Source organism: Oligella ureolytica DSM 18253 (assembly GCF_000373745.1).
Lineage (GTDB): Bacteria > Pseudomonadota > Gammaproteobacteria > Burkholderiales > Burkholderiaceae_B > Oligella > Oligella ureolytica.
Genome location: NZ_KB892316.1, coordinates 1 through 18,163 on the forward strand (window position 1 = coordinate 1; position 18,163 = coordinate 18,163).

Below are 18,163 nucleotides of genomic sequence, written 5' to 3' on the forward strand. Positions count from 1 at the left end.
AGGACTGCCTTAAACATGGCGAGCACGGGATAACTCGGACGACCTTGTTGAGTCGTCAATCGACGCTGCTTTTGTGAATTGAGGTAGCATTCAATCGGTCGCCAATCAATCACTTGATCTAACTTAAGTAACGGAAAACGATCAAGGTGTTTGGCAATACGGGCTTTGGCGGTTTGTTGAAAGAAACTACTCATAGGACTAAAGTAAGAATGCAAGAAAACAAGCTATATTTTAGGAAGTTTGAGGGGTTATTGCAAAGGTCTCAGATTGAGATTACGCGAGACAGATTGGTCAAACAAAACTGGATACCGCAGACTATATAAGATAAATTTACTTAGCAAAAAAAGGAGTAAGAATCGCTCCCTATAATTTAAATTATGGTATTGACACTTATTATATGAAACGAGCGATTCTTCTTTTCAAAGACTGTATTAGACAAGCTCAAAATTAATTCAGCTAACGATTGATAATACTATCAATTTCTTCTTTTGATAACCCTATATCTCGCAGAACTTCAGCTGTGTGCTCACCAAGTTTTGGCGGTAGTTTTGCTTTCACCGAGCTACCTTTTATCAATACTGGATTACGAGTAAATGTATATTTATTCGATTGTTCATCTTTTATATCTATAAAAAGACCAACATCCTGCAAGTGTCGGTCTTGTTCAAGATCTTTTATGCTATTGATTGGAGTGACTGGAATTTCTAGTTTATGGCATAGCTCTAACCAGAATTTGTTAGTTTCTTGTTTAGTAATGCTTTCGGTCAATTCATATAGCTTATCTATATTACTTGTTCTAGCACTAATTGTTTTAAAGTCATCAGCATCTGCTAGGTCTTTTCTACCAATTGCACTAAAAAACTTTTTCCAATGCGCATCAGTGTACGGCATCATGCAAATATAACCGTCGCTGGTAGCATAGGGTTTACGCCACTTACTGAGAACTCTAGGGTAGCCAATCTGTTCATTTGCTTCTGGTAGATGATGCCCATACAAATGTTCCACTAATAGATATGAAACCATTGATTCATACATGGGTATTTCAACAAATTGGCCCTGTCCGGTTCGCTGCCTTTTTATTATGGCAGCAAGTATGCCATGCGCAGCAAATAGAGCACTAGTTTTATCAGCTGCTATGGTCGGTAAATACCTCGGTGTACCTGTTTGTTGACCAACTAAATCAGCAATACCGCTCAAGCCTTGTATCGTATCATCATACGCTGGTTGGCCTGCATAGCTTCCTCCATTGCCAAAACCATGCAAAGCTGCGTACACCAACTTAGGATTTAACTTCATGAGAGATTTAGGATCTAAACCCAGTTTTTCCATTTTTTGCGGACGTATACTGTGCATAAATACATCTGCTGTTGCTACTAATTTATATAATGCGTCTAAATCATTTTTACGCTTTAAATCTAAAACAACACTACGCTTATTTCGGTTAACTCCCAAAAATAATGTTGACAGTCCTTTTTCAATACATGGCCCAGTATTTCTAGTTGAATCCCCATTGGGGGCTTCAATTTTTATCACATCAGCACCGTAGTCAGCAAGTATTAAGGAGGCATATGGACCAAAAATTATTGTTGTCAAATCAATGACCTTAATGCCTCTTAATGCACCATCTTCATTTTCTTGCATGTTCATTACGTATCCAGATTTAATAGTTTGCAAATAAATAGACCCTTACCGACTATATAAGAGTCGTCGGTAAGGTATAAAAATTACCTAATAACTTTACTCGGGTCTTCTCCATATGGTGGAGAGTAAATCACCATTAATTTAACCGGCGTGTCACTAGTTGCCGTAAATATATGATTTTCTCCTGCAGGAAAAAAGCAGAAATCCCCAGGTTTCATTTCTCTTTTTTCTCCACCAACCTCGGCAACTGCAGTACCCTCCATTAGATAACACACTTGCTCTAAGGTAGGATGAGCGTGTGGCAATGCACCTTGATTTTTCTGAATTACGCCTATTAAGACTTCAAGGTTTTTGGCACCAACAGTCTCATCACTGATCACTCTGTAGTTATTTGTACCTTCATGGTTAGCCGGTGAATAAGGTGTTACATCTTCCATGCGTATAAAAAATGGTTTAGTCATTGAAAACTCCTAAGTTACATTTGTGTTGCTAAAGCTTCTGTGAATTTATTCAAAGTTTCGGTGCCTGGCTTATTACGTTTATCAAGTCTTTCTGCCCAGTTCTGAGAAACTTCTTTCATAACGGACTCAATTTTTTCTTTATCTGCACCTTCAAACTGAATAAAATTTACACCTTGTTCTTTTAATTGTTGATATACCTTCTGTTCTTCTTCATCAAAACTAACGCAAGCTTGTTTAGTTGCTTCATCTCCAGCTTGGGCTAAAATCTCTTGCACCTCTTTAGGCAGGCTTCGCCATTTACGCTCACTAATTGAATAAGTAACGATCACTGCCCCAAAGTTGGCACCTAAGGTGGAACTATGGGCTCGCGGAGAAAGTTTATAAGATTCAATACTTATAAAAGGAAGCAATGCACCATCAATCGTGCCTCGGGACATCGATTCATAAATCTCTGGAGGAGCCATTTTCACGGCAACGGCATCAATTTGATTCAGAGTTAACTCTTGCGCACCACCAGCCGCTCTAATTTTTAATCCTCCAAAATCTTTAAGGCTTTCTATATTTTTCTTATTACTAATCATTAGCTGATATGGTGGCAGCACAGTAAGAAATAAGGGTCTAATTTTGTTTTGTTTGTATTCATTTTCAAAAAAATAACCTCCTTCTTGCGCCATGGACCAATAGGCATTGGTTGCCTGGCACGAAGTTGTAAACATTCCGGGCAACTCAGCAACACCTGACAAAGGCATTTTATCTGCAACATAAGCAGGTCCTACATAACCTATATCTAGAACTCCTGTTTGTGTTAACGACAATAAATCTTTAGCCTTTCCTGATTGTTCAGCTGGAAAATGCTTAATTTTAATTTTTCCATTTGATTTAGATTCAACGGCATCAAACCACGCTTGAGTTAACTTTTGACTAATAATATGATCTGGCGGCAACGAATCACCAACTCGTAGCTCTATGTTAGGTATTTCAGCATGCGCAGGCATCGCAAATGCCATTAGAGTTGCAGCAGCACTCGCAAGTAATTTTAGTTTCATAATTGTCTCCTAATTTTTAATTTAATATTGGTAAATATTTTTTAATTATTCATAGTTCTTGGTAGCCATAAAATAATTTCAGGAAAGGCTACTAGCAAAATAATAACTAGCACATGAGCAAAGATATGAGGTGTAACTCCACTAAATATTTCTGTTAATGGCCGATTTGTGTATCTAGCAATTACAAATGCATTCATGCCTACTGGTGGTGTAACCATGCCAAGCTCTGCTGTAACTATCATAATTACACCAAACCACAATGGGTCAAAATCATAGGCTTTAATTAGTGGCACTAAGACTGGAACCGTAAGAAAAAGTATGGCTATTTGGTCCATGAAGCAACCGAGGATCAGTAAGCCGATTAGCACCATGGCAATTATTAGCCAGCGAGATAAACCTAAGCCATGAACCCATGTGATCATATCTTGTGTGAAATGCGTAAGAGCTATGAAATAACCAAAGATTTGAGCACCTAAGATTATTAGTAGCACCATACAACTCGTTTGAGCTGCTCTGATTACAGCGTGACGCAACTGTTTTGCTGTAAAGTTGCGCTTTATCATGGCTAAAATAAATGCGCCTAGAGCTCCTAATGCGGACGCTTCGGTTGGAGTTGCTACACCGGTGTAAATAACACCCGTCACAGCCGCAAATAAAAATAACAAAGGACCTGCTGCTTTAAGCACTGATATTTTTTCTTGCCACGTGTAGCCACGCCCTTCAGGAGCAGTACCAGGTATAAACAACACAATTATCCATATTGTTAAAATAATCGTAAATGTGACCAGTAGTCCAGGAATGACTCCAGCAATAAGCAGCTGACCAATATTTACATCGGCAATCAATCCGTATAAAACCAAAGCTATACTCGGCGGTATTAACATGGCCAAAGTGCCAGATATTGCAACCACTCCGCAGGAAAATTTTGACTCATAGCCCTGTTTAGTCATGGCAGGTATTGTCGTGGAGGCTAACGTAGCCGCGGAAGCAGTACTAGAGCCCGCAATAGCTCCAAAACCAGCACCAGCTAAGGTAGTCGCTATTGCAAGCCCTCCACGCACTCGTCCCAACCACGTTGCAGCAGCGCTAAAGAGGTTGTCGGCTAATCCACTGAGTATGACTAATTCAGCCATAAGCAAAAACATAGGGACTGTAATCATTTCGTATGAATTTGCCGCAGATAGTGGTGCAGTTGTCAGCACACCAAGCATGGCATTAAAACCCAGCAACTGCCAAAGGCCTATTGAGCCAACAACCGCCATGGTGAAACCTACAGGTGTGCCTAATATTAAAAGTACAAAAAGCAAAATAATAGAAGTCAGTAAAATCATTTTTATTCCTTTTCGTGACCTGAAACAAGAGGCAATTCAATAATGTCTTCACCTTTTATGACTGAAAGACTGTGACCGATGGCTCTAAATATTATTCTCAGTAAAAGTAAGGCTACACCAATAGGAACCGAAATCCATGACAGCCAGATTGGCCATGCTATTAGGCCATCAGACACTTCATTGTTTATGAAACTACTCCAAGTCTCAATTAAAGACCGTTCCAACACCAAAAGGAAAACCCCGAGCGCTAACCAATAACCTATAGCTAAACAGGCATGTCTCGTTCTCGGTTGAATTTTTATATGCAATATATCCACTGCGATATGCGCATCGACCCGCAATGTATTTGATAAAGCAAAGAAGAAAAGGATTACCATCAAATACATGGAAATCAAATCATATGACCAAGCTAATGGCGCATTAAACATGTATCTGAGAAACACATCAGCCGCAACTACCATCATTATTAAAAATAATGATGCAGCAGCAATATTGACTAATATGTCCTCCAGACAGCTAATAAATTTATTCATAGCTGGTTGTCTCCAAAAGGCACTAATAATTTTTATTTTTTATCGCTGAAAAGTAATATTTATAAATATTTTTATTTATCAGTCTTAATTAATCGTAAGTATTAATAGGTATAGGGTCAATTGAATTTTTATACGTATAATGTTAACTATTAGTTAACACTGGATTACTCTTATGCGTGAATTACCTTCTTTAAAGAATTTAAGAGCATTCGAGGCTGCTGCAAAAACCTCGAGTATACGCAAGGCTGCGGAAATCCTCTTTATTACCCCGGCAGCAATTAGCAAACAAATCAAAAGTTTAGAGTTATTTTTGGGTTGTGACTTATTCACACGACATCAATGGGGTTTAGAGTTAACTGAAAAGGGTGAAATTTATCTGTATCATGTGCAACGTTCTTTAGCAGAATTACGCAAGGGCACTAAAAATGTTATGCGAACTAAAGAAAGAACAATTATAAAATTAAGGTCTTACTCAACTTTTTCAGTCAATTGGTTAATACCTAGAATTGCAGATTTCTATGCCTCATATCCTGACATAGTGATTGATATAGCCACCACTTCACGCTGGATTGATTTTAATGTGGACGGCGTTGATGCCGCTGTTAGATTAGGCTCTGGAAATTGGCCCGGAATGCAATCTTTTCGACTCGTAGACAACGTTATTGCACCTGTTTGTTCGCCTCATATAGCCAAGTTATTAAGCTCTATTGATGATTTGCGTCACTATACCTTATTACATGTACAGGCAAGACCCGATGATTGGGATAAATGGTTGTCAGAGTTTGGACCTTCAGATATGGACTCTTATTCAGGGCAAAAGTATGAAAGCTCGATCCTAGCTTATCAAGCAGCAATTCAAAGTCAGGGAATAAGCATGGGGCAATTAGATTTAATAACAACTGAGCTTGCAAAGGGGAATTTGGTTTTACCTTTCGATAAAACACTAGATCTGGGTAAGTATACTTATTATTTGGTAAGGCCCGAATCAGGGCAAAACAAACCTGAGCTTGATATTTTTTGTAACTGGATATCTAGCTATAACTAGTAATTAAATAAAAAACCATTCTCTATCTACTGCATAAAGTTATGTAACAATCACTATTAAGTCACAGGTAAGCTTCCTGACTTTACGGCTTTCATTGCGATCGTAAAGAGAAGTTGAAGCTAGCAAGAGGCTAAACACATCTGACTTCACTGCCAATACAGATGAACTCACTAGAAAAGCACTAAGCAGCAACTTAGAGGCAGCACTACTGTTTCATACTGACCCTGACTACTTAATGATTAATGCCTACATAAAAGTCGGCTTTTTCACTGAAGAACGAACCTTGTACCATCTGATAAACCCAGTTACCGACCAAGCTACCGACCTAGACTCTCCACTTACTAACGTGGAGAATCTATTACTTCTCTTACAAAGTCACACCTTATCTCTAAAAGAATTACGATTGAGTTTAGGTCTTAAACATAGACAAACACTTAAAGAAAACTATTTAAATCCGGCGTTAGAACAAGGGTTAATTGAAATGACTTTGCCAGACAAGCCGACTAGTCCAGAGCAAACTTATCGACTGACCAAACATGGGAAAACGCGTGTACGGACATTATTGAACGACAAATCCAATCTTTGAGACCTTATTCACCCCAACCAAGAACAACCCATCATTTACTTAAACCCTTTCGATAATAACCGCAGCACCTTGCCCACCCCAATACACATAGCACATAGCGCATAACGACCGCCTGTGCGTTGCAATTGATGCATGGCTGTTGTTATCAAGCGTACCCCGGAAGCACCCAAGGGATGACCTAAAGCAATGGCTCCTCCATTGGGACAAAGGCTTCATTTAGCTCAATCACATCCATATCAGCCATGCTTAATCCCGTTTTAGCAAACACTTTTCGACCGCTGAGGTTGGGCCATATCCCATAATACGTGGAGCAAGACCAGCAGTAGCCATCGCCACCACGCGAGCTTTTGGACTTAAAGCATATTTTTCTACTGCATCTTCAGACGCTAATAAAGTAACTGTTCAATATAACCTAAAATGCCGAATATCTATGGGTAAATGCTTAAAATCAGCAAGCCTTAGAATGAATACAGCTCTTTTAAAACACAGGTGAACTCAGCTCAAACACCTTCTTTGATAACGTAGAACCATCGCTTATTTGCTGAAGACTGACCCATAAGTCTCTAAAAAGCTGTTTTAAGCTTTTTGTTCTGCGAAATTAGTAAAATGATTTTCATTGAGCAATATAAAAGAAGGATCTGATAATGACACAACATGCGCAATTTCTCCAAGCTGCCACCGAGTTTGGTTTGATAACTGACGAAAGCCTTTATACACAGTTTTTAACTGATTTCACCGACATCAAAGCCGGCAAGCCTTTAGCAGTTTTTAGACCAAAAACCACAGAGCAAGTAGCGGGTATCATGAGCGCTTGCACAGAATACGGCATCAAAGCGGTCGTCCAAGGCGGTTTGACCGGTTTGGCTGCGGGTGCCACGGTGCAAGATGGTGAGGTGATCATCAACCTTGGACAAATGAAGCAAGTGGTGGAATTTGATGAGATTGGCGGTACTTTATGTGTTGAGTCCGGTATGGTGCTCGAGGAAGTCTGTCAATTAGTTGAGTCTAAAGGCTGGTACTTTCCATTGGATTTAGGTGCGCGCGGCAGTTGTCAGATAGGCGGTAATGTCAGCACCAACGCCGGTGGTAACCGCGTACTTCGCTACGGCACAACACGTGATTTAGTGATGGGCATTGAGGTGGTTCTTCCCGATGGCACGGTACTTGATATGCTGCGTCGTCTTATTAAAAACAACACCGGTTTAGATTTAAAGCATTTATTTATTGGTACAGAGGGTCGTTTTGGTATCATCACCAAGGTGATGTTGCGCCTCTTTCCCAAACCAGAACGTCGTTACTCTGCACTCTTAGCGATGAATCGTTTTGAACAAATCACTGATTTACTTAAGTTTTCTCGCGCGAGCATGGCACAGTTATCGAGCTTTGAAGTCATGTGGAAAAACTACATTACAGTGGCGTCAGAAGTGACCGGTAGCGCAATACCTTTTGATGGTGCCTATCAATATTACGTCTTGGTAGAAATCGAAGGAGCAGACAGTCCGCGTCTCGAAGCCGACTTCCAACACTTTTTAGAAAGAGCCCTTGAGCAGGAGTTAGCCGATGACGCCATCCTCCCTCAAAACATCAGTCAATCACAAGCGCTTTGGACCTTACGCGATGCGTCAGCAGAAGCGATGCGGGCACGTGCGCCTTATTTGGCCTTTGATATCGGCATTCCGCTCAAGGATATGTCACGTTTTATTGATGAAGTTGAAGCCGCCATTGCTAGGGACTACCCGGATATCGAATGTCAGCTATTTGGCCACTTAGGTGATGGTAACTTGCACCTAACTACTGCTAAAATGCGTGAAGAGGACTTTATGCCCGTTGAGGAATTAGTCTATCAAATCACCGAAAGATACAATGGCAGTATCACCGCCGAGCATGGGATCGGTATGATTAAAAAGCCATTTTTACACTATAGCCGCAGCGAGGAAGAGCTGAAGGTGATGGCACAAATTCGTAACTTGCTGAATCCAAACAATGCGCTTAACAATGGGCGCGTTATTGATTAAATCATTTAATTTTTAAGGAAAATATATGTTTGCAAAAGCATTAAGAAATGGATTAGGTTGCGTAGTCGCCACCGTTGATCAATTCACCCGACCCGCCAAAAAGAAGCGCACTAGTGAGGCGCAGCAGGTAGTCGAAGCTCAGACCGCCAAGATGTCGTTGTATCAATTCCACGGTTGTCCTTTTTGCATCAAAGTACGTCGCACCATGCACAAACTGAACTTACCTATACGCACCGTAGACGTCAACAAAGATCCTATCGCCGAGCAAGAGCTCATCAGTGGTGGCGGTAAGCGTACAGTGCCTTGCCTACGCATTGAAAAAGAAGATGGTACGGTGCGATGGATGTACGAATCTAAGGATATTATTAACTACTTAGAGTCGAATTTTGCCCATCTCTAAGCACCGCATATAGACAAAGGGAGAAAGACACTAATGATTAAACGCCTCGCGATCATCGGCTATGGTTCTATTGCCAAGGATACACTTCAAGCGCTACAGCCGTTACTTAGCGAACATCAAGTTGAGGTGTTAATCCTCAGGCGCTCGACTCCTTGCGACAGTGAGAAAAAGGCACTGCCTGTATTTGCCAGATTCACGCAAGACATCGCTCAACTCTGGGACTTTAGTGCGGATTTTATCATCGAAGCGGCAGGACAAGAAGCGGTTGCTCAATACCTCCCTAATTGCCTTAGTACCGGCGCTGATGTGCTGATCAGCTCAATCGGCGCGCTCGCTAACGCAGACTTATACGCTGAGCTACTCAATATAGCTCAGCAAAGTAATCACCGTATTTTATTACCGTCAGGTGCCATTGCCGGCTTAGATTATATTCAGTCCGTCAAAGATGCTGAAGAGATTGAGATCGCTTACGAGTCGCGCAAGCCGGTGGCCGCGTGGCTACCGGAATTAGCGACGTTGGGCATCTCGCCTGAGTCAGTTCAGCAGACATTCGTGCTATTTGAAGGCTCTGCTGCGGAAGCCGCTAAACGTTACCCTCAAAACTTAAATGTTGCAGCGACCTTGGCCTTGGCCGGTATTGGCATGGATAAGACCCATGTTCGCGTGCTTGTTGACCCGTCACTCAGTCAAAATCAACATCATATTTTAGTGAAAAGCGAGTTTGGCGAAATGCGTCTGCAAGTCAGCAATACCCCCTCACCAAATAATCCAAAATCCTCTTGGATTGTGGCACAAAGCATCGCTGCCACGGTTAAAAAAGAATTTGCTCATACCAAAATCGCTTAGCAATTCTTGATGAGCCCCTCAGAAGCCGGTGACTGCATTTACACCGGCTTTTTTTATATTCTTTTTTTATATTCATAAAATAATCTAGGGTAATTGCGGATTGCTAACAACCCCAATAAGCGCAAAAATCAACCATCAAATGTAAAAGGTTGCAACTTTTAAACCTATAGGGTGCAACCAAGTTTTATGGAGACTTTTATGAGCTCAACCACCCTAGGTGTTAAAGTTGATCCGGAGTTAAGGGAGCGTATCCGCCACGCTGCTAATCGCATCGGACGCACACAACATTGGTTTATCAAGCAATCTATTTATTCAATGCTGGAAGAAATTGAAGCGGGTCGCTTACCGCCCAGTTTGCAACATGCACTCACGGCTGAGTCGACGACGACCCTTACTGAGCTGGAAGAGTCTGGTCTGAGTCCGGTCAACCATGAGACAGTGCAACCCTTCTTAGATTTTGCTCAGCAAATTGCCGTTCAATCGGTTTTACGTTCAGCCATTACCTCTGCCTACCGACGTGCGGAGACTGAGTGTTTACCCATGCTACTAAGCTTGGCCGACCCCGGTCCTCAAAAAGACACTATCCAGGGCACTGCACGTAAATTAGTGGAGTCTTTACGCAACAAACGAATCAGCGGCGGTGTCGATGGTCTGATTCATGAATATTCTCTTTCCAGTCAAGAGGGCATCGCCCTAATGTGTCTAGCGGAAGCACTGCTCAGAATTCCCGACAAAGCCAGTCGCGATTCCCTCATTCGCGACAAAATCAGCCGTGGCGATTGGCAATCACACCTTTCTTCCGGCTCGTTATTTGTCAATGCCGCCACATGGGGGCTCATGATCACCGGCAAGTTAGTCGCCACAAATAGTGAAAAAGGCATGTCCTCAGCACTTTCACGCATGATTAGCAAAGGTGGCGAACCGCTTATCCGACAAGGTGTTGATCGTGCCATGCGCTTGATGGGAGAGCATTTTGTCTGCGGTCAAAATATCAGCAACGCGCTCGCTAACAGCCGCAAATGGATTAATAAGGGCTTTAATTACTCCTATGACATGCTGGGCGAAGCGGCAATGACTGACGACGATGCGTTCAAATACTATGCTGCTTATGAGCAGGCAATCCACGCCATTGGTAAAAGTTCGATTGGCCTTGGTATCTATGAAGGTCCGGGCATTTCAATCAAACTATCCGCCCTACATGCCTGCTATTCACGTGCCCAATATGACACCGTAATGAATGAGCTCTACCCTCGCCTGCGGGAGTTAACATTGCTGGCACATCAGTACGATATTGGTATTAATATTGATGCTGAGGAGGCGGATCGCTTAGAAATCTCACTCGATCTATTAGAGCGCCTCTGTCACGAACCTGAATTGGCGGCATGGAACGGTATCGGCTTTGTAGTTCAAGCGTATCAAAAGCGCGCGCCTTATGTGATTGATTACATCATTGATTTAGCTCACCGCACTCAGCGTCGCATTATGGTTCGTTTAGTCAAAGGTGCGTATTGGGATACTGAAATTAAACGTGCACAGACTGACGGCCTAGAGGGTTACCCTGTTTATACGCGCAAAGTATATACCGATGTGTGTTACCTTGCCTGCGCACGCAAATTACTCGAGGAACCGGAATACATTTTCCCTCAGTTTGCGACTCATAATGCTCACACCGTCGCTGCCATCTATCATATGGCAGGCAATAACTACTACAAAGGTCAATATGAATTCCAATGCTTACACGGCATGGGCGAACCGCTCTATGAAGAGGTCATTGGTCCGATAACAGCCGGTAAGTTAAATCGATCCTGCCGTATTTACGCTCCCGTCGGCTCACATGAAACGTTATTAGCGTATTTGGTACGTCGTTTATTAGAAAACGGTGCAAACTCCTCTTTTGTTAATCAAATCGCTGATAAAAGCATCTCGGTTGACAGCCTAATTGCTGATCCCGTCGCGCAATGTCATGCAATTCACCCTATTGGCTCGCCACATCCATTAATCCCGGCGCCTCGTTACTTATTTATAGAGCAAGGAGAAAATCGTCTTAACTCACAAGGCCTGGACCTTTCAAATGAACATCGCTTAGCATCACTGTCCGCCGGTCTATTGACAAGCACCGCCAAGCCACACATCGCTGTACCAAGCACGTTTAAAGAAGGAACGGATCCGACACAATGGTCATCGCTCACACAAGAGCGCGCCCTAGATGTGTTAAATCCTGCCGATCATCGCGATAAAGTGGGACAGGTAATTTTTAGTTCACAAGAAGACGTAAACCAAGCGCTCAACCTGGCTGAACATGCCGCCCCCATTTGGGCGGTGACACCACCGATTGAACGCGCCAATTGCTTACTTAAGGCCGCCGATTTATTAGAGGCCAAAACACCTGACTTTATCGCTTTAGCCATCCGAGAAGCAGGCAAAAGCTACGCTAATGCCATTGCTGAACTACGTGAAGCAGTGGACTTTTTACGTTATTACGCCCGTCAGGTGTCTGAACACTTTGAAATTGATACCCACCCACCATTAGGGCCTATCGTCTGCATCAGCCCATGGAACTTCCCATTAGCTATTTTTCTTGGACAAGTGAGTGCCGCGCTGGCAGCAGGTAACGTCGTTTTAGCTAAAGCAGCTGAACAGACTCCTCTGATTGCCGGTGCTGCGATTGCGGCATTGCATGACGCAGGCATCCCCAAGGAAGTCGTACAGTTACTACCCGGCGCAGGAGATATTGGTGCCGCGTTGGTCGCTGATCCACGCATTAAAGGAGTGATGTTCACGGGCTCAACTGAGGTCGCCACCAGTATCGCTGATAGCCTTTCTCAACGCTTAACAAACGCCGGCCAACCGATTCCATTAATTGCTGAAACCGGTGGCCTAAATGCGATGATTGTGGACTCTTCAGCGCTCGCAGAGCAAGTCACCGCAGATGTGATTAACTCCGCCTTTGATTCTGCCGGTCAGCGTTGCTCAGCCTTACGTCTGCTTTGCGTACAAGAAGATGTAGCCGACTCCATCACCACCATGCTACGTGGCGCCATGCACGAATTACGCCTGGGTAACCCCGATCAACTGCATACGGATGTCGGTCCGGTAATTGATGCAGAAGCACAACAAGGTATCGCTCAATATATTGAGGATATGCGCGCTAAAGGCTTTAAAATCGAGCAACTCGCCGAACCTGCGGACACCAAGCATGGAACTTTTATTACGCCGACCATTATTGAGGTTAACAAGGCGAGCGATCTACACCGTGAAGTATTCGGGCCGGTACTGCATATTTTACGCTACCAACGAAGTTCCTTAAACGAGTTGATTGATGAGATTAACGCCTACGGCTACGGCCTGACTTTCGGTATTCACTCGCGTATTGATGAGCGTATTGATAGACTAAGCGCACAAATCAATGCGGGAAATGTCTATGTCAATCGCAATATCGTTGGGGCAGTGGTCGGCTCTCAACCGTTTGGCGGTCAAGGCTTGTCCGGCACGGGTCCCAAAGCGGGTGGTCCTTTGTATCTACTACGTTTAGTTCAACAAAGTCCGGTTCTTAGCCTGCCATCAACCATCAACGAAAAATCTGCGCATCCAGCCTTGCAAGCAATGGACATTTTCAGAGCTTGGCTTGACGAACACGGTCGAAGTAATGACGCTGAGCGTGTAGCAGCGATTTTTGACCGTCACCTGATTGGCATTGAGAAGGAATTACCCGGACCAACCGGCGAACATAATATTTATAGTCTATTGCCTCGCGGCATCGTTTTATGTCGAGCTAGCACAGAGTTGGGCGCTAAAATCCAATTGGCTCATTGCTTAGCAAGTGCTAACCAAGCACTCTTCTTAGCTGAAAAAAATAGTGCAATAACCGCTTTTCTGACGCAACTACCTGAATCACTGCAAGCGCATTTTCAGTTAGCAACAGCGTTAGATGAGCTACTCGAGAATCCACAGTTAATATTAGGAGCTGCTTTACTTGAAGGCGATAGCGATCAGCTAGCACCATTGGCTCAACGCTTAGCTCGCTATAGAGCAGCTATTATTCAACCACAAATTCTAAGCTCGGAGGCTCTTAAAGAAGGACAAAACTATCGCTTAGAAAGATTATGTATTGAACGCGCACTGAGCATCAATACAGCGGCAGCAGGAGGCAACGCCACGTTGATGGCGATGATTTAAGACTTAAAAAAGCTTTAAACATAACTTTCTGGCTAAAATAGGCCTCGAAAACAACAAATTTTTAACTTTATTTTTCTAATACTCAAGGGGAAAGTGATATGCAAGGTGCAGTCAGTAATTCCATCCTCATCGTTTTTTCGGTGTACATTGTCGGTATGATGCTGATCGGTTATTTAGGTTACCGTTCGACTAAAAACTTATCCGATTTTATTTTAGGCGGTCGCAGTCTCGGGCCATTCGTCATCGCCTTAGCAGCCGGCGCCTCAGACATGAGTGGTTGGCTCTTAATGGGCTTACCGGGTGAGGTTTTCTCAGTCGGTATTTCCGCGTCATGGATTGCCATCGGGCTTACTATCGGTGCCTATATTAACTGGCTCTTAGTTGCCGGTCGATTGCGCGCTTACACGGAAGCAGCGGGTAATTCTCTCACTCTCTCTGACTTCTTTGCTAACCGCTTTGAAGATCGTACAAACTTACTACGCATTGTGTCGGCGATTGTTATTTTAATTTTCTTCACACTCTATTGTGCTTCCGGGGTGGTTGCCTCTGCCCGTTTATTTGAAAGTATGTTTGGCTGGAACTATGTCACTGCCATGTGGTTAGGTGCTTTCTTTACCATCGCCTATGTATTTATCGGTGGCTTCCTAGCGGTCAGTTGGACGGATGCAATTCAGGCCTCCATGATGTTTACTGCCTTGATTTTGACGCCAATCATTGTACTCAGCCAAATCGGCGGTTTCGGCGTGGCCACAGAAACCAGCCTCCAATTCAATCCGCAAAGTTTAAGCTTGGTTGAAGGTGTGTCGGCCATCGGCATTATTTCATCGCTTGCTTGGGGTTTAGGTTATTTTGGTCAGCCACACATTCTCGCCCGCTTTATGGCGGCAGACTCGGTCAAGAGTATTCCTAAAGCACGCCGAATCAGTATTACATGGATGATTTGTTGCTTGGCCGGTGCGGTGGCTGTCGGTTTCTTCGGTATCGCTTATTTCTCAAACCCTGAAACGCTGACCGATCCTGCTACGCAAGCCGCTGCCGCCCGTGTTTTAGATAACCCTGAGCGTGTCTTTATTGAGTTCTCTGTTCTGCTCTTCCACCCGCTGATTGCCGGCTTATTACTCGCTGCGATTTTAGCCGCTGTCATGAGTACCCTATCTGCGCAGCTATTAGTATGCTCCAGCTCTCTAACTCAGGACCTTTATAAGCCATTCCTTCGTCCCGGCGCAAGTCAAACTGAACTTGTCTGGTTTGGTCGCTTAATGGTCTTGGCTGTCGCCTTAATTGCTATTTACTTGGCCCGCGATCCTGAAAGTAAAGTCTTAGGTATGGTGAGTTACGCATGGGCAGGTTTTGGTGCCGCCTTTGGTCCGCTTATTATCTTCTCCGTTTTCTGGCGTCGTACAACAGCCAAAGGTGCCTTTGCAGGTATGGTAGTTGGTGCTGCGACGGTGCTACTGTGGAAAAACTTCGCTAACAGCACATTATACGAAATCGTTCCCGGCTTTATCCTATCGACTATCGCCATCGTAGTGGTCAGTTTACTTGATAAAAAACCATCGTCTACGGTGATGGAAACTTTTGATGAGGTTGACCGCGTGATGGCAGAGTCTCGCCGATAAACACAACCTGATCTGAATAAAAATCTCGCTATCTTTTTGTAGGTAGCGAGATTTTTTATTATTGGTGGGAGTTAACGCCTTAAATCAAAAAACTTCTATCAAACTAAAATTTGATATGTTTTTGTAAAACATTTGCAAATAAGTTCTATATTTATGTTAACTTGATTAAATTGTTTATTTTTTATCTTAATTGACGACTAGGTGAGGAAGAGAGATGTTATTAGAAGTTGCTATTGCTAATTGCTATTCCTATGCTGAACGGCAAACACTCAGTTTAATCGCCAATAGCAGTCAAGAGCATGAACATTCTCATGTCGCTCATATTCAGGCGGCACGGAGTTATCGTGTTTTACGTTCTGCGGCTATTTATGGTGCTAATTCAAGCGGTAAATCTAACTTTTTAATCGCCTTGAATAAAATGCGTTATCTGGTTTTACGATCTGTTAATTTTCAACGTGGCGACAAACTAGACATTGTTCCCTTTAGGCTGGATTCTATGAGCCGCGCATTGCCTTCTGAGTTTGAAGTACAGTTTATTGCCGAGGGTGTACGATATCAGTACGGCTTTTCCGCTACCAATGAGCATATTCATGATGAATGGCTATTTGCTTTTCCAAAGGGACAGGCTCAGACGTGGTTTCAGCGTGTCTGGGATGACAAGCAACAAAAACATATCTGGCATTTTGGCAATTACTTTCAGGGAGAAAAGTCGCTTTGGCAAAAATCCACTCGAGAAAATGCCTTATTCCTCTCAACTGCTGTACAACTCAACAGTCAGCAGTTACAACCTATTTTTGATTGGTTCCAACAAACATTACGCTTTATTGGAGTCAAGGGCATTCATCCATTCGTCACTGCCGAAACTATCAGGACAGGTAATAAAGAACAGATTCTCAATCATCTCCGAGCAGTCGATAATCACTTAGCTGATGTGACCATTGATAATATTCCACTTGAGGAATCAATCCCCGAAAAACTGCCCGCAGAGCTTAGGAAAATACTCCTTTCTACTAATAAAAATGACAGCACATTATCAATCAAGATGCAACGCGTTGACAATCAAGGTCAGACAGTAGAATTCTCATTTGAGGACGAATCAGACGGAACACAAAAGTTTTTTTGCTTAATTGGTCCTTGGCTGGATGCCTTAGAAAACGGTTATGTTTTATTTGTTGATGAGTTGCACAATAGTCTGCATACCCATTTAGTACATTTCCTAATCAAGCTTTTTAATCATCCAAATAGTAACCCTAATAATGCACAATTAATTTTTACAACGCATGATACAAATCAGCTAGATTCCGAGCTCCTTCGTCGCGATCAAATTTGGTTTTGCGAAAAAGATGCTAAACAAGCAACGCAACTTTATCCACTCACTGACTTTAAGGTTCGTAAGGGCCATCAAAACTTGGAAGCTGCTTATTTGAGCGGTAGATATGGGGCAACTCCATTCATTGAAGAGTTCATGTAGGAGGGAGACTATGGGCTCTGAAGATTTATTTCATAAAAGAAAAGCGCGTACTAAGCGTTCTCTCGAGCGTGAGCGGAGCAAAAGAGAGCCTTATGAGAAGATTTTAATTGTCTGTGAAGGTAGTAAGTCAGAACCGTATTATTTTGAAGACGCCAAGCGATTTCATAAGATCAATACGCTCAATATTAAGGTTGAAGGCACAGGTCTGGATCCAAATAAATTGGTCGAACGCACTGAGGAGTTAGTTAGGCAAGAAGCCCGCAGAGGAGATCCCTTTGATGCTGTGTATTGTGTTTTCGACAAAGATCAGCATACAAGCTACCAACAAGCAATAAATCGTATACATAACACAACGCACAATGGTGAATGGTTCGCTATTACTTCTGTCCCATGTTTTGAATACTGGTTAATTTTACACTTTGCCTATACTGATAAACCTTTTTATGACAGAGATGGCTTGAGTGCTGCTGAAGCAGTGACACGAGAGCTTAAACAATATTTTTCCTCTTATTCCAAAGAGAAAAAGTCTATCTATACTGAACTATATGAGCAAGTTCCAACAGCAATAGGATATGCTAAACGCATTTTAAAAAGCCATCAAAATCTTAATACTGACAATCCCAGTACACATATCCATATCCTTGTTGAACGCATACAAAATATAAAAACCTAAAAACCTGCTGCAAACCCTGAAAAGCACAGGTGTGATTGAGGCTAAAGTTGACATCCTCCCCGCCCTAAAGAACGGGGATTCCTACGGCGTTCAGGCGACCATCGCCTGACTCGCTTCGGTGGGTTCTTGGCCCGACGCCCTTACCTACAGGCGAAGTCTCTGCACAAGCTAACCGGGCGTGTCCCGCCCTTAACACATTGATCGCGCCGACTACGTCAGCGTTTTCCTCAAAATCACAGTCCATACACTTGAAGCACGCTTGGCTACGCCTATTCTCCTTGGCAACATAGCCGCAGCAGGGGCAAGTCCGGCTGGTGTTT

At 43.1% G+C, this 18,163-nt stretch carries 16 protein-coding genes and 1 pseudogene; 9 read left to right on the top strand and 8 right to left on the bottom strand.

The window, feature by feature from the left end; genetic code table 11:
• The 6 genes from B092_RS0109395 to B092_RS0109420 all read right to left on the bottom strand — a co-directional run.
• A partial coding sequence (locus tag B092_RS0109395; RefSeq protein WP_018574988.1) for a transposase occupies window positions 1-194 on the bottom strand: 194 nt, incomplete at its 3' end.
• A gap of 262 nt (window positions 195-456) precedes the next feature.
• Window positions 457-1,647 carry a CaiB/BaiF CoA transferase family protein gene (locus B092_RS0109400; RefSeq protein ID WP_018574989.1) on the bottom strand — a complete coding sequence of 397 codons (1,191 nt, stop codon included), beginning with the start codon at window positions 1,645-1,647 and terminating at the stop codon, window positions 457-459.
• Window positions 1,648-1,724: 77 nt separating this feature from the next.
• Window positions 1,725-2,102, bottom strand: a complete 378-nt coding sequence (locus B092_RS0109405) for a cupin domain-containing protein (protein ID WP_018574990.1) — start codon at window positions 2,100-2,102, stop codon at window positions 1,725-1,727.
• A 14-nt stretch (window positions 2,103-2,116) separates the two neighbouring features.
• Window positions 2,117-3,148: a TRAP transporter substrate-binding protein gene (locus B092_RS0109410; RefSeq protein WP_018574991.1), complete on the bottom strand. Its 1,032-nt coding sequence runs from the start codon at window positions 3,146-3,148 to the stop codon at window positions 2,117-2,119.
• Window positions 3,149-3,189: 41 nt separating this feature from the next.
• Window positions 3,190-4,479, bottom strand: a complete 1,290-nt coding sequence (locus B092_RS0109415) for a TRAP transporter large permease (RefSeq protein WP_018574992.1) — start codon at window positions 4,477-4,479, stop codon at window positions 3,190-3,192.
• A gap of 2 nt (window positions 4,480-4,481) precedes the next feature.
• Complete coding sequence (locus tag B092_RS0109420) at window positions 4,482-5,012, bottom strand: TRAP transporter small permease subunit (protein ID WP_018574993.1); 531 nt, start codon at window positions 5,010-5,012, stop codon at window positions 4,482-4,484.
• Between the two features lie 172 nt (window positions 5,013-5,184).
• Between B092_RS0109420 and B092_RS0109425 the strand changes: the two genes are divergently transcribed.
• Together B092_RS0109425 and B092_RS16140 are read left to right on the top strand one after the other, a co-directional pair.
• Window positions 5,185-6,057, top strand: a complete 873-nt coding sequence (locus B092_RS0109425) for a LysR substrate-binding domain-containing protein (RefSeq protein WP_018574994.1) — start codon at window positions 5,185-5,187, stop codon at window positions 6,055-6,057.
• Between the two features lie 235 nt (window positions 6,058-6,292).
• Window positions 6,293-6,643 (top strand): Fic family protein, encoded by a 351-nt coding sequence (locus tag B092_RS16140; RefSeq protein WP_018574995.1) that lies wholly within the window; start codon window positions 6,293-6,295, stop codon window positions 6,641-6,643.
• 39 nt (window positions 6,644-6,682) lie between these two features.
• On the opposite strand, the pseudogene B092_RS15150 reads toward B092_RS16140, so the two are convergent.
• Window positions 6,683-7,036 (bottom strand): annotated as a pseudogene (locus B092_RS15150) (3-oxoadipyl-CoA thiolase); the annotation flags it as partial.
• 251 nt (window positions 7,037-7,287) lie between these two features.
• On the opposite strand from B092_RS15150, the gene B092_RS0109440 reads away from it, so the two are divergent.
• The 7 genes from B092_RS0109440 (at window position 7,288) to B092_RS0109470 (ending at window position 17,843) form a co-directional block, all read left to right on the top strand.
• The gene (locus B092_RS0109440) at window positions 7,288-8,658 is read left to right on the top strand and encodes an FAD-binding oxidoreductase (RefSeq protein ID WP_018574997.1); all 1,371 of its coding nucleotides are present in this window, start codon (window positions 7,288-7,290) and stop codon (window positions 8,656-8,658) included.
• Between the two features lie 25 nt (window positions 8,659-8,683).
• A complete protein-coding gene (locus B092_RS0109445) occupies window positions 8,684-9,058 on the top strand; it encodes a glutaredoxin family protein (RefSeq protein WP_018574998.1) in 375 nt (124 codons plus the stop codon).
• A gap of 33 nt (window positions 9,059-9,091) precedes the next feature.
• Window positions 9,092-9,904 carry an aspartate dehydrogenase gene (locus B092_RS0109450; RefSeq protein WP_018574999.1) on the top strand — a complete coding sequence of 271 codons (813 nt, stop codon included), beginning with the start codon at window positions 9,092-9,094 and terminating at the stop codon, window positions 9,902-9,904.
• Window positions 9,905-10,102: 198 nt separating this feature from the next.
• Window positions 10,103-14,080, top strand: coding sequence for a trifunctional transcriptional regulator/proline dehydrogenase/L-glutamate gamma-semialdehyde dehydrogenase (putA, locus tag B092_RS0109455; protein ID WP_018575000.1), 3,978 nt, complete (start codon window positions 10,103-10,105; stop codon window positions 14,078-14,080).
• Between the two features lie 98 nt (window positions 14,081-14,178).
• Window positions 14,179-15,699, top strand: a complete 1,521-nt coding sequence (putP, locus tag B092_RS0109460) for a sodium/proline symporter PutP (RefSeq protein ID WP_018575001.1) — start codon at window positions 14,179-14,181, stop codon at window positions 15,697-15,699.
• 214 nt (window positions 15,700-15,913) lie between these two features.
• Window positions 15,914-17,170, top strand: a complete 1,257-nt coding sequence (locus tag B092_RS0109465; RefSeq protein WP_018575002.1) for an AAA family ATPase — start codon at window positions 15,914-15,916, stop codon at window positions 17,168-17,170.
• Window positions 17,171-17,180: 10 nt separating this feature from the next.
• The gene (locus tag B092_RS0109470; protein WP_018575003.1) at window positions 17,181-17,843 is read left to right on the top strand and encodes an RloB family protein; all 663 of its coding nucleotides are present in this window, start codon (window positions 17,181-17,183) and stop codon (window positions 17,841-17,843) included.
• A gap of 64 nt (window positions 17,844-17,907) precedes the next feature.
• Here B092_RS0109470 and B092_RS0109475 read toward each other — a convergent pair.
• A partial coding sequence (locus tag B092_RS0109475; RefSeq protein ID WP_211208959.1) for a zinc ribbon domain-containing protein occupies window positions 17,908-18,163 on the bottom strand: 256 nt, incomplete at its 5' end.